This is a genomic window from Pseudoalteromonas sp. PPB1, assembly GCF_015356275.1.
Classification (GTDB): domain Bacteria; phylum Pseudomonadota; class Gammaproteobacteria; order Enterobacterales; family Alteromonadaceae; genus Pseudoalteromonas; species Pseudoalteromonas rubra_D.
Window position 1 is genome coordinate 55,768 of sequence record NZ_JACEQV010000014.1, and the last position, 13,258, is coordinate 69,025.

The 13,258-nt window shown below is 48.4% G+C and carries 13 protein-coding genes; 2 read left to right on the forward strand and 11 right to left on the reverse strand.

What is annotated here, in order from left to right; genetic code table 11:
• Nucleotides 1-28: 28 nt before the first annotated feature.
• From speD to fabR, 9 genes are all read right to left on the reverse strand, one after another.
• Nucleotides 29-832 carry an adenosylmethionine decarboxylase gene (speD, locus tag IY568_RS15145; protein ID WP_010386245.1) on the reverse strand — a complete coding sequence of 268 codons (804 nt, stop codon included), beginning with the start codon at nucleotides 830-832 and terminating at the stop codon, nucleotides 29-31.
• Between the two features lie 86 nt (nucleotides 833-918).
• Nucleotides 919-1,332, reverse strand: a complete 414-nt coding sequence (locus tag IY568_RS15150) for an OsmC family protein (RefSeq protein ID WP_125563116.1) — start codon at nucleotides 1,330-1,332, stop codon at nucleotides 919-921.
• 82 nt (nucleotides 1,333-1,414) lie between these two features.
• Nucleotides 1,415-1,753: a DUF3802 family protein gene (locus IY568_RS15155; RefSeq protein ID WP_010386242.1), complete on the reverse strand. Its 339-nt coding sequence runs from the start codon at nucleotides 1,751-1,753 to the stop codon at nucleotides 1,415-1,417.
• Between the two features lie 197 nt (nucleotides 1,754-1,950).
• Nucleotides 1,951-3,423, reverse strand: coding sequence for a succinylglutamate-semialdehyde dehydrogenase (gene astD / locus IY568_RS15160; RefSeq protein WP_138537815.1), 1,473 nt, complete (start codon nucleotides 3,421-3,423; stop codon nucleotides 1,951-1,953).
• A 13-nt stretch (nucleotides 3,424-3,436) separates the two neighbouring features.
• Entirely contained in the window at nucleotides 3,437-4,465 is a 1,029-nt protein-coding gene (gene astA, locus IY568_RS15165) for an arginine N-succinyltransferase (RefSeq protein ID WP_194868014.1), read from the reverse strand.
• Between the two features lie 76 nt (nucleotides 4,466-4,541).
• Complete coding sequence (locus IY568_RS15170) at nucleotides 4,542-5,753, reverse strand: aspartate aminotransferase family protein (protein WP_138537816.1); 1,212 nt, start codon at nucleotides 5,751-5,753, stop codon at nucleotides 4,542-4,544.
• Nucleotides 5,754-6,075: 322 nt separating this feature from the next.
• Complete coding sequence (locus IY568_RS15175) at nucleotides 6,076-7,251, reverse strand: HDOD domain-containing protein (RefSeq protein WP_010386238.1); 1,176 nt, start codon at nucleotides 7,249-7,251, stop codon at nucleotides 6,076-6,078.
• A gap of 45 nt (nucleotides 7,252-7,296) precedes the next feature.
• Nucleotides 7,297-7,878 (reverse strand): anthranilate synthase component II, encoded by a 582-nt coding sequence (locus tag IY568_RS15180; RefSeq protein WP_125563108.1) that lies wholly within the window; start codon nucleotides 7,876-7,878, stop codon nucleotides 7,297-7,299.
• A 73-nt stretch (nucleotides 7,879-7,951) separates the two neighbouring features.
• Complete coding sequence (fabR, locus tag IY568_RS15185; RefSeq protein WP_125563106.1) at nucleotides 7,952-8,596, reverse strand: HTH-type transcriptional repressor FabR; 645 nt, start codon at nucleotides 8,594-8,596, stop codon at nucleotides 7,952-7,954.
• A 114-nt stretch (nucleotides 8,597-8,710) separates the two neighbouring features.
• On the opposite strand from fabR, the gene IY568_RS15190 reads away from it, so the two are divergent.
• Both IY568_RS15190 and sthA read left to right on the forward strand, forming a co-directional pair.
• Nucleotides 8,711-9,844 (forward strand): acyl-CoA desaturase, encoded by a 1,134-nt coding sequence (locus IY568_RS15190; RefSeq protein ID WP_125563104.1) that lies wholly within the window; start codon nucleotides 8,711-8,713, stop codon nucleotides 9,842-9,844.
• A gap of 39 nt (nucleotides 9,845-9,883) precedes the next feature.
• Nucleotides 9,884-11,320, forward strand: a complete 1,437-nt coding sequence (gene sthA, locus IY568_RS15195; RefSeq protein ID WP_194868015.1) for a Si-specific NAD(P)(+) transhydrogenase — start codon at nucleotides 9,884-9,886, stop codon at nucleotides 11,318-11,320.
• A 25-nt stretch (nucleotides 11,321-11,345) separates the two neighbouring features.
• On the opposite strand, the gene IY568_RS15200 is transcribed toward sthA, so the two are convergent.
• Both IY568_RS15200 and IY568_RS15205 read right to left on the reverse strand, forming a co-directional pair.
• Entirely contained in the window at nucleotides 11,346-12,596 is a 1,251-nt protein-coding gene (locus IY568_RS15200) for a hypothetical protein (protein ID WP_228553366.1), read from the reverse strand.
• A complete protein-coding gene (locus IY568_RS15205) occupies nucleotides 12,589-13,254 on the reverse strand; it encodes a methylamine utilization protein (protein WP_010386228.1) in 666 nt (221 codons plus the stop codon). Before IY568_RS15205 ends, IY568_RS15200 begins: the two co-directional genes overlap by 8 nt.
• Nucleotides 13,255-13,258: the final 4 nt, after the last annotated feature.

The following is a 13,258-nucleotide window of genomic DNA, read 5'->3' on the forward strand; positions in this document are numbered from 1 at the left end:
GAGCGCCTTTTTTATTAGTATCTATTCATTACTCTGGCAGGTTGCGGCCGTAGAATACTTCCTGTATTTCGCGATTCAGACGCTCACGGATCTGCTCTTCCTCTTCAGTATTCAGGTCATCCGTCGTGATGCCGAATAAATAAGTATTCAGGTCGGTTTCCTTTAGCATCATCTTAGTGTGGAACAGGTTTTCCTGATACACATTCACATCCACCATGTGATACGCCTCTTTGGTGTCTTCCGTCATGTAATTCTGGATAGAGTGGATCGCATGGTCTATGTAATGTTTTACGCCATTCACATCGCGGGTAAAACCACGTACACGATAGTCGATAGTCACCACATCTGACTCCAACTTGTGGATCAGGAAGTTTAGCGCCTTCAGCGGAGAAATAATACCACAGGTCGATACTTCGATATCAGCACGGAACGTACAAATGCCATCGTGCGGGTGTGCTTCAGGGTAGGTGTGCACACAGATATGGCTTTTATCCAGGTGCGCAACAACCGAATCCGGTAACGGACCAGGCGCTTCATTACTGTCGAATGTCTGCTGTTCCACTGGCTCTTCCGATACCAAAATGGTGACACTCGCCCCCTGAGGATCATAATCCTGACGTGCAATATTCAGTACATTGGCACCAATGATATCGACAACATCGCGCAGAATGTCGGTCAGACGATCGGCACTATACTGTTCATCGATGTATTCCAGATATTCTTTTCGCTGCTGCTCGGTCTTTGCATAGCAAATATCATAGATACTAAAGCTTAAACTCTTAGTTAAGTTGTTAAAGCCATGGAGTTTAATTTTATCAAAGGGCTTGTTCACGATAGACCCACCTTAAAACGTGAAAATCTGCGCTGCAGAAATAAAAGTTCGCGGATTTTATACGAAAATAGCGTCTCGAAAAAGCACTATTTTGCGCTGTTTTCAACCACCTCATGGCTATGGGTAATTTCTACTGCTTTTTCAAGCATTAAGGCCACAGAACAGTACTTCTCAGCAGACAATTGCACGGCGCGTGCTAGGTGCTTTTCAGACACATTATTGCCAGTCACTACAAAGTGTAGATTGATCTTTGTAAATACTCTAGGTGCGCTCTCAGCGCGCTCAGCCGTCAGCTCCACAGTGACATCACTGACATCCTGCTTGGCTTTTTTCAGGATACTCACCACGTCCACCGATGAGCAACAACCTGCCGACATCAACACCATTTCCATCGGGCTGGGTGCAGCACTTTCAGCACCGGCATCAAAAACCACGTTATGACCAGAATGAGAACGCCCAATAAAGGTATCGCCATCAACCCACTTCACACTTGCTTGCATGTTTATTATTCCTCTAGTTCCTAAAACTAATAACACCGCCATAAGGCGGTGTTATCTTTACTACCTGACAGCCAAAACGGTGTCAGTTAATTGCATTATCGAACAGATTTTTCACCAACCCGGCGAATTCTTCAATAAATTCTCTTTGTTCTTCGGTTACGCGCTGCTCAGTGACGCTGGAGAGTACTTCCTGCAAATCATATACGATGCCGTCAACTTCTCTGACAATCAGGCTACGTTGTTCGGTCGTCAATCCGGTCTGTTGCTCACAGAGGCGGATCACGTGTTCAGCAATCACATCTTCTATTAACTCCAACACCTTAGGTGCATTGGCTTTCACCACACCCGGCTTCTCAAACAAGGCTAAGTGTTGCGTTAGGTACATGACTAACTCATCGTATCCTTGTTTATCTAAAACCATATATTGCCCACCTGAATGTATCAATGACATCTCCTATTGATTTAAGCAGAAACTAGTTTTGATTGCTACTTTTGATATTTGCTGACCAACAAAAAAGCAGCCAAGTTTTACGCTAGGCTGCTTTTTCCAATACTAAAGAGTGAGAATCTAACGATAATCCACCTTAGCAATTAAGGGGGCTCTCACCATTTAGGATTTTACTCGATTGTCAGGCCCGGACTCAAGGTACCTGGCAAAGTTACTTTGTCTAGTTCTACCGAAGCCACAGGGTATGCACAGTAATCTGCTGCATAATAAGCACTTGCTCTGTGGTTACCAGATGCGCCGATACCACCAAACGGGGCTGCGCTTGAAGCACCCGTGATAGGACGGTTCCAGTTAACAATACCAGCACGACTGCGACGCAGGAAGTGCTCATAATCCGCCTGATTGTCACCCAGTAGACCAGCAGACAGACCAAAACTGGTGTCGTTGGCCTTTTCAATCGCCGCATCAAAGTCGCTGTAACGGAAAACCTTCAACAACGGACCAAAGTGCTCATCATCCGGGAAGTCTGTTACTTTGCTACATTCAATGATACCAGGTGTTACAAAACCTGTACCTTCAGTATGTGTCAGCTCAAGCAGAACCTCACCACCAAGCTCAACCAACTGTTGTTGTGCTGCAACCATACCAGCAGCGGCGTTGTTAGAGATCATAGAGCCCATGAACGGCTGATCTTCAGCATCATAGTTACCAATCTTAATCGCTTTGGTCGCTTTAAGCAGTTGCGCCAGGATCACATCACCCTGTTCACCTTCAGGCAGGAACAGTTTGCGCGCACAAGTACAACGTTGACCACTTGAGATAAATGCCGACTGGATGATGTCATGTACAGCTGCTTTGGTATCAGCCACATCTTTCACGATCAGTGGGTTGTTACCACCCATTTCCAGCGCCAGGATTTTGCCTGGCTGACCTGCGTACTGCTCGTGCAGCAGGTGACCGGTGCGAGAAGAGCCGGTGAAGAACAAGCCATCGATGCCTTTGTGCGACGCCAATGCTTTACCCGTTTCAACTTCACCCTGTACCAGGTTAACGACACCCTTTGGCAGACCCGCCTGTTCCCATAGCTTCAATGTCAGCTCTGCAACATAAGGCGTCAGTTCTGATGGCTTGAAGATCACGGTGTTACCTGCAAGCAATGCTGGAACGATATGGCCATTAGGCAGATGGCCCGGGAAGTTATAAGGACCAAAAACAGCAACCACACCATGGGCTTTGTGACGAATCACAGCGCGGCCCACTGGCATTGGGTTTTCAACCACACCCGTACGCTCATGGTAGGCTTTTTCAGAAATGGCAATTTTACCAACCATGGCACCCGCTTCAGTACGCGTTTCCCACAATGGCTTACCTGTTTCCTGAGCAATGGCGACAGCCAGGGCTTCACTGTTTTCTTTCAGTAGTTCAGCAAAACGCTTAACCACGGCCAGACGCTCTTCAAACGCCAGTTCGCTCCAGGTGTAGAAAGCTTCACGTGCGGCTTTAACGGCGCTATCAACTTGCGCTGCGGTTGCCGCGTTTGCACGCCAGATCTCTTCGTTGTTTGCCGGGTTTACCGAAGCAAACGCTGCGCCTTCACCTAAGCGCCACTCACCATTGATAAACTGTGCTGCGTGTGTTGTCATAATTCTTTCCCAATTAAAGAGTTGCAATACTAACGGTATCACCGTCAGCGATCTGAAGGGCCTTAGCTACCGTACCAGGGATGGCAACTTCCGTTGCTTTTTCTGGTAGCGCTAACGTCAGCGCCGTCGCACGATATCCCGCTAGTTTATCATTAGCTATCATCACGGGGGAACCTTCTGCGTCGATCTTAACCTGATCATCAATGCGTACAATGTACTTACGAACTTCACGCACGGTACGGATATTGTCGACTTTGGCCTCTACGGTTGGACCGGCATCGAAAATATCGACATAACCATTAAAGGTAAAACCTTCGCTCTTGAGCAGTTCAATTGCCGGACGAGTATTGTCGTGTACTTCACCTACAACTGACTGGGCTTCTTTGCTCAGCAGATTGACATAGATTGGGTACTTAGGCATCAACTCGGCAATGAATACTTTCTGTCCAATGCCAGTCAGGTAGTCCGCCGTTGGGAAGTCCATTGAGAAGAAGTGCTCTTCCAGCCACTGCCAGAATGGGCTGTCGCCATTTTCATCAGAGACACCACGCATCTCAGCAATCACCGTTTCTGCAAAGCGATCACGATGCTGATTGATAAACATAAAGCGTGACTTTGACAATAATTTGCCATTTAATCCGCGACGATATTTATCGCGCAGGAATAATGTACACAACTCAGTGGCACCGGTGTAATCATTACACAGGGTTAGAATATCCACTGCTTTGTAAACATTCAAAGTCCGCGATGAGTGGATCACTTTACTTAAGTGGTAGTGATAGAAGGCATCATCAAGACCCACTGCGGCTTCGATGGCACTGGTGCCAACGACTTCGCCTGTTTCACTGTCTTCAAGTACAAATAAGTAGCCTTCATCAAAAGGCACATCTGTCTCTTTAGCAAATGAAGCAACTGAACGTTCGATCTTGTTTTGCAGCAATTCTTCATTGACCGGCAATGAAGTAAAGCCATGCCCCGACTCCTGGGCAATGTTCAAAAGCGCTGAATAATCGCTTTTCTGGATTGGGCGAAGGATCATCATGAGCCCGCTTACTCCTCAAAAAATGTAGATAGCTGAGTCGCACATATAAGTGCGACCCACATGTCACCGACTAAAATTAGGCGTTGTTTGCAACCACACGCGCTACAGCCGCTTCAAAGCGTGCCATACCTTCACGGATATCCGCATCAGGGATCACCAAAGACGGCGTGAAACGCACAACATTGGCACCGGCAACCAAAGACATGACGCCTTGATTAATACCTTCAACCAGGAACTCTTTTGCTTTACCCTGATACTTGTCGTTCAGTACGCCACCCAGTAGCAAACCTTTACCACGGATCTCGCTGAATACCTGATGCTTCTCGTTGATGTCGTTTAATAGCTCACGGAACAAGGCTTCTTTTTCTTTCACGCCATTCAGTACTTCCGGTGTATTTACCGTGTCCAGCGCAGCTTCTGCAACCGCACATGCCAGCGGGTTACCGCCATAGGTAGAACCGTGTGTACCAATTTTAAGATGCTCTGCAATCTCTGCGGTTGTGATCATTGCGCCAATAGGGAAACCACCGCCCAGCGCCTTTGCCGTTGTCAGGATGTCAGGCGTTACACCCAGTCCCTGATAAGCATATAAATCACCAGTACGGCCAACACCCGTTTGTACTTCATCAAAGATCAGCAATGCATTGTGCTTGTCACACAGTGCACGTACACCCTTCACAAAGTCCGCTTCTGGGGAAATGATACCGCCTTCACCCTGCAGAGGCTCCATCATAACGGCACAAGTGTTGTCCGAAATCAGCGCTTCCAGAGCTGCCAGATCATTGTAGTCACTGTGTACAACATCGCCCGGCTTAGGACCGAAACCATCAGAATACGCAGCCTGACCACCCACAGTAACAGTGAAGAAAGTACGGCCATGGAAGCCTTTGTTGAAAGCGATGATTTGTGATTTTTGCTCACCGAATTTGTCCAAAGCCCAACGACGCGCCAGTTTTAAAGCGGCTTCGTTTGCTTCTGCACCAGAGTTTGCAAAATAAACTTTGTCTGCGAAGGTCGCATCAGTCAGTTTTTTCGCCAGGCGAAGTGCCGGCTCATTGGTCATTACGTTAGACAGGTGCCAGATTTTCTCACCCTGCTCTTTCAGCGCTGCAACCAGTGCCGGATGACAATGACCCAGACAATTTACTGCGATACCGCCCGCGAAATCGATGTATTCTTTGTCATTTTGGTCCCATACGCGCGCACCTTCACCCTTAACCGGGATTACTGCAGAAGGTGAATAGTTAGGCACCATTACCTGATCGAAAAGTTCACGATTGATAGTCATTTTGATTCCTCATTTTGGTGAGTACAGCACTCAACCGGGGCAGGCAGTGATACATGAAATCTCAGCGACAGCGATGTAAAAGACCTGAATTTTTCCCAATTGGTGCAAAATTCATACGCTCATTATTTCAAAAAAAAGCGCATTTGTCTCATATTAAACACCGTGCTAGCCCTTTATATTCAAGGGATTAGTATATAATTGCATTCTCAGTGAATAACTATTAAGGCGCTTAAAATTAACGCCCCTATAACTTCAAGGTGTTTACTGAGATCCTCCGCTTACCCGGGATGAATGAATAAGCGGGAAAAAAGTGTGGCTTTTTTTACAGGATAGTCAATTGTAGGCTTTGCAGTGCTGTTTTTGACAGCAGATCTTGCTCTTCGCGGGTGAGTTGGTTGAAGGCAAGCCAATCTTTGGCTTCATCCGCTTCTAATAAATGGGTATCTTTTAGGACCTGATACTGCGCATAGCAATAGGCTTTACGCACTACCTGAGTGAGAGGTAATTGGTCGGCAGCATGATTATTCGCCTTTGGCAGATAGCTTTGCGCAAACTCTTCAATAGCGGCATTGAACGGCAGATAACGAAACTCCATGCGCTCAATCAGATACTGTGACACCGTGGCGGAGTGCTCCAGCAGTAAGTTACGCAGGAACAGAGGATCAGGCTCCAAACCAACCAGAGCGGTATGCAAGTCTTTTTGTTTTTTATCACGGGCAATCTTTACTTTACCCTGCCAGACCCGCTCAAAGGTACGCAAATATAGCCGCGTCAGGGCAATTTTGCCGACATCCAACAACATACCCAGCGTAAACGCATGTTGCTCTTTTACGCCATACAACGGGGCCAGGGTTTTAGCCGCAATGGAGGTTGCCATACTCATATCACGCAACTTGCGCTTTAGTAATGGAAAAGGTTCGGTTGAATGAGGCATCCAATGGCGTACTGCAAATGTGGGGATCACCATTTGCAAGTTTTCCAGTCCCAGATATCTTAACGCCAATGCCGGTGTATCAACCTTCACGGCTGTGCCTTTCGCACTCTTTTTACGGTATTGAGGGAGATTCACCAAAGACACCAGATCTCGGCCCATCCAGGATAAGTCATTAACCAATGGCTCCAAGCGTCCGACAGATGCCGACTTCACAGCCAGAATGTCTAATACCGTTGGCACCGCCTCTTGAATACCCACCACTTCATGATAAATCGTATCTAAATCTTCCAGCTGGGTATTAATGGCGGTTTCGATGACCTGATGCAGATGGGTGCTGGCTTTGGCAATATACTTATGATGACTGGTACTGCGCTCCTGGCGTTTGGCGGCCGCAGCAAGCTCGACCTCAAGCATTGTGCGTTGTGGTATCCGCTCGCCAAAATTCATATCAAAGGTATGAATGTAGCCGATCTGCTGCTGCGCAAAGTTATGGCTAATTAGTACATCATGGGCACGCTCTGCCAGCGCTTGTGCGATCCTAAGTTGCCTAATGTCATCTGTCATCAATTATGTTCTTTTCCGGTATTGTCGGGGGTTACTTTTCTAAGGTTAGAAGCGACTTATAAAGTTATCAAGTAGCCGCAGACCATGCTCGGTCAGAATGGCCTCAGGGTGAAATTGGACACCTTCCAACGCCCGCTCAGTATGGCATAAGCCCATGATTTCATCTAGTTCACCCGAACTATTTTGCGTCCAGGCTGTCACCTCAAGAGCGTCTGGCAGACTTGCTTGTTGCACAACCAAAGAGTGGTACCGACAAACCTCAAAGCGTGCAGGTAACCCGTTGAATGAACCCCGCTGATTATGCACCAGCGTTGAGGTTTTACCATGCATAACTTGCCTGGCACGCACGACGCGTGCCCCCAGAGCCTGAGCAATCGTTTGATGCCCCAGGCAGATACCCAGAATGGGGATCTGCCCTTGAAACGCATCAACGACCGACAGAGACACACCCGCTTCGTTAGGCGAACAAGGGCCAGGAGAAATTACAATATGATCCGGGTTTAGTGCGCGAATGTCAGAGATCGACAGCGCATCATTGCGATGCACCACAACCTCCTGGTCAAGGCGTTGAAAATATTGCACCAAATTGAACGTAAAAGAATCATAATTGTCTATCATAAGTAGCATACTGCGCTATCCTTGTGATGTCGTATTAAAGCGGTTTAAATCTGATTATATCATGCCAGTAAGCCGGATCAGGTTACTGACCCGGTGCTTTGGTCGTTGCCTGTATCTGACTCTCTTTTTGATAACCTGACGCCCCTTTAACGATATATCTGAGTTGCCAGATCAACCGCTCGGTCAACTCGGCTCGTTGCTGCGCATCCTGATCTAACGCCTCCGCGCCTGAACTGAAGACCAAGGTCACCATGGCTTCTGCCTGCATATAAGCATGGCTGGCATCACACGGTGTTTCGGTCTCCAGATAATGTGACAACTCCATGATGAAATGTTTGATCTCTCTGGCGACAGCAGCCCTGAACGCCGGGGACGTGCCAGAGCGTTCGCGCAACAGCAATCGAAACTGGTTACTGGAAGTTTCTATGAATTCCATAAAGGTAAGTACCGAAGTGTGGATCACGCTCCCGCCACCCTTAGCGATTCTGCGCCGAGCCTGACGCATCAGCTGGCGCAGGGTCAGGCCAGCTTCATCCACCATTGTCAACCCCAGCTCATTCATGTCTTTAAAGTGACGATAAAAGGAGGTCGGCGCAATCCCCGCCTCTCGGGCAACTTCACGCAAACTAAGATTGGTAAAGCTATGCTCAGCACTGAGCTGATTAAACGCTGCCTCAATCAACGCCTGGCGCGTTTTTTGTTTTTGCTGGGCACGAACACCTGACATGGACGCTATTCCTATAATTTATTAGCTCAGATCGACAATAGTGGGAGTCTAATACTTGACGACGCAAGTTTGAAATACTATTTTAGCGTACAAGTGTACGCTGAGATTTAAAAAATGAAAAAACCCCCGTTATTGTGGACTAATGTCTTATTCTTTAGTCTGTCCTTTCTTGCTGCCATTACTTTAGTCCCCTGGTATGGGTTCGAATATGGATACAGTGCAACGCACTGGATTGCGTTTGTCGGGTGTATGTTTTACGCCGGCATGTCGATCACCGCAGGTTATCATCGCCTGTGGGCCCACAAGGCCTATGACGTTCACCCTGTTATGCAGGTATTCTTTGCACTGGGCGGTGCCTTTGCGTTGCAAAATAGCGCACTGCACTGGAGCAGTGACCACCGCATTCACCACGGTCAGGTCGACGATCCAATCAAAGACCCCTATGCCGCAACACGAGGCTTCTGGTACAGCCATATCGGCTGGATGCTCAGAGACTATCAGGGAGACAGCTACGGTGACTACAGCAATGCCCGCGACTTACAACGCAACAAAATCGTGATGTGGCAACACAAGCACTACCTGAAGCTGGTGTTACTTACCAATATCGGCATTCCACTGCTGCTGGGCTTGATGCTGGGCGACATCATCGGGATGCTATTATTAGCCGGTGTGCTACGGCTCGTGCTCAGCCAGCACTTTACTTTCTTTATCAATTCGCTGGCACACATCTGGGGAAAACGCCCTTACACCGAGAAAAACACCGCTCGAGACAATGGTTTTCTGGCCCTGCTCACCTATGGTGAAGGCTATCACAATTTCCACCATATCTTTGCCAGCGATTATCGCAATGGCATTCGCTGGTATCATTATGATCCAACCAAGTGGATGATCCGGGGTCTTTCTTATCTTGGTCTGGCCAGCAAGCTGAAGCGAACGCCTATTGAACGGATAGAAAAAGCCAAGGCAGAAACCTTATTAAATAAGACTAAAGTTACCCTAGCGAAATTGCCTTTGGCGCAGGATAAGCTTACATTGTTACAACAAGAGTATGATTTATTGCTGAAAAAACTTCAGCACTTCTGTGCCGTGCAAAAGCAGGTACTGGAAACGAAAAAGCATGCCATGCGTGAGCAATGCGAGCAATCGGCCCTGTTAAAACAGTATCAAGAACTAGAACAGGCCTGGGAAGCGCAAAAACAGGCATGGCTGGCATTAAACTCGAGGTTGTTAAAGGGCGCCACCAGCTAACCCAATAACGCCTCACAAGTCATTATGTAAGGTGAGGCCGTGAGTAAAAAAACCGCCACAAAAACCCCCAATCAAAGCGCATCATACCAGTATGATGCGATCATCATTGGCACAGGCCCCGGCGGCGAAGGGGCTGCCATGAATCTCTCCAAAAGCAATCGTAAAGTCGCCGTGATTGAGCGACAAAAAGATGTCGGGGGTGGCTGCGTACATTGGGGAACTATCCCTTCCAAAGCACTGCGTCACTCTGTCAGCCGTTTGATTGAGTACAAATCGAACCCACTGTTTCGGTTCAGCGAACGCCCGCAACGTCTGACGTTTCAGGACATTCTGCATCATGCCAGTAATGTGATCAGCAAACAGTCAAGCCTGCGCTCAAGCTTCTACGACCGCAACCGCATCCACCTCTATCAGGGCGATGCAACTTTTGTCGATGCACACACAATCCGGGTCCAACATCATGACGGTTCGCAGGAACTACTGACTGCGCAGACCATTGTCATTGCCACGGGCTCTCGTCCGTATCGTCCACCTGGCGTCGATTTCGCTCATCCGCGCGTCTATGACAGTGATACGATTTTAGATTTAACACATAACCCACAGCGCGTACTGGTTTACGGTGCCGGGGTCATTGGTTGTGAGTACGCATCTATATTTAAGGGCTTAGGTGCCAAAGTTGACCTTATCAATACCCGTGATCGACTGCTGTCGTTTATGGACGATGAAATCTCCGATGCACTGAGCTACCACTTCTGGAACAGTGGTATCGTGATCCGACACAATGAAGAGTTTGCCAAGGTTGAAACCCTGGACACGGGCGTTGTGCTGCATCTTCAATCGGGTAAAAAGGTTAAAGCCGACTGCATTTTGTGGGCCAACGGAAGAACTGGTAATACCGATTCACTCAATCTGGATGCCATTGGCCTCAAAGCAGACAGCCGCGGCCAGCTCAAAGTCAATGAGCATTACCAGACAGAAATAGACAATGTATACGCCGTGGGTGACGTGATTGGGTATCCCAGCCTGGCCAGTGCCGCCTTTGATCAGGGTCGCATTGCGGCGCATGCGATTGTGCACGGTAAGTGCGATGATCGCCTGATCACTGATATCCCAACTGGTATTTACACCATTCCGGAAATGAGCTCAGTGGGCAAAACCGAACAACAGCTGACGGCAGCCAAAATCCCATACGAAGTGGGCCGAGCACAATTCAAACACCTGGCACGCTCGCAGATCACAGGTACTGAAGTTGGTTCACTGAAGCTGCTTTTTCATGCTGAAAGCAAAGAGATACTCGGAATACACTGTTTTGGCGAGCGGGCCTCCGAGATCATTCACATTGGTCAGGCCATTATGGAACAAAAAGGCAAAGGCAATAATGTTGAGTACTTCGTCAACACCACCTTTAACTACCCCACCATGGCCGAAGCATACCGGGTTGCCGCACTCAACGGATTGAACCGTTTATGTGACTAACCCGACCCAGCATGAGTGCTGCGCCTTAAAAGCGCAGCGCTCCACTTACACGCCACAACTGCTCTATCTGACGCGTCGGTAAATTAAAATCGGCTCGATTTGCGACCTTAGATTCCAGATACTGAAACTCCATACCAACATGCCAGCGCTCAGAGATCTGCCAGCGACCTGTTACGGTTATCGCCCCTCCCTCACTGGTGTTTGGATCGAAATCCCAAAAGTCGCGATCTTTCACGTCGAATTGCTCCACCCGACCACTCACTCGATAATCCTGCCATTTATGGGTTAACAGAATAAACTGGCTACTAAAGTCGTTATCAACGCCACGCCTGATCCCCATCGCCGTATTGCCAGCCATCGCCTGCATGACCAGATGCGTGGCCCGGGTGATCTTAAAACGATAAGCCGCACTGTAAAACTTGGTATCCCAGGCATATTGCCCGGTCTGATAGTTCAATACACTTGGGTCACCGTTATTATCATACCAATACAGCCTCAGCGTGTGACGCTTCCGATAATCCCAGTGTGCGCCGAGGTAATACCCAAACCGACCATCGACTTCAGTAAAAGGCTCAGTTCGCCAGGATTGCTTAGCCAGGGGCGGTGCCTGTAGTGCGTTGATCGGCGCAAAAGGGATGGCTTCATTAAACACACTTTGCCTGTCATGTATTGCCCAACCACGCCAGGCCAGTAAAGTGCCTGCCGGATCATTCCCTTTATACACAGCCCCCAGTAACTCCCAATTGTGACCTGTTCGTTGTCGACGTGGCAGCCGGCTGTCACTGTGCTTATAGCTCACTTCCGTACCAAAAGTACGGATCTCTTCACCCAGCCAGGTATTGATCGCGCTATAGCTGTAATTATAAGGAGACGACCAGCCAATATCAGGGTTTTCCAGAGACATGCGTGGGTAAAACCCCCCAAGCCGCGCTTGCCACTGGCGGGACCCTTTGTTCAGGGTATGGTACTGTGCAAATAATTCAGTAAACCCGAATTTACTATCCGGATCGGGAACATATTGGGCACTGGCTAGCAAAGACCATTTGCTGCCCAGCTCAGTGCGCACATCAAGCACAGCACGACTCAAGTTGAGTCGCTCAGAGTCGGCACCAAAGCGATTTACTGCCACGCCCCGGTTATACCAGGCTGCATATTCACTGCTATTTTGCCAACTTGCCTGAATTGCACCTTTATACTGAAAGTCCTGTGCCTGTGCCGTGCTGATGCCCACAACACTCAGCCCAATCAGCCCCAGCTTTTGAAGTTGTTTATTCATAATCATCAAACTCATCACTGAAATCTTCCTGGAGCATACCAAGGGACTGCTGCAACTGAATATTCAGTTGTTCACCCGACTTGACGGCGGATAATGCATGACTTTCCGGACTGTCTAAGTCCATAAATCCCTCGTGCCAGACTTTTAACGTCACGTCATTGTGCTGCGCCGCAGGTATTGAAATGCGTGCGATGCCCTGAGTATCTGTTACGGCAAAATGCGTAGAGTCAACAACCAGAATGTAACCCAGCATCCAGTCATGGATGTTACAGCCCAGCTCCACAGCCCCGGTCGCAGAAAACGTCAGGGCCTGTGGTTGATCCCGATACAATTTAAACTCAAAGCGCTTGGCGGGAGAGAAGGAGTACACATGGTGCAAAATAGAGTCATAGTTAGGAAATGACACTTCGGCCTGTTTTGGCACAATCAGTAAATGCGGCGTAAATGCGCGGTTTTTCTGGCCCATTTTATAACTGCGTGTGAGGACAGCCTGATCGGCAGCAAGTCCTTTACCACTGAGCCATACGGCCGCGCCGGGCAATACCTTTCCCTCTTTGTCCCGCACCTGAACAGTGAGCTGCTCAGCGGCAGTGGCACAGGCAGAGATCAGAGTTACGGCAGCTAAAGTGATACTAAGAATATGTTTTAATTGAGTCATTGCC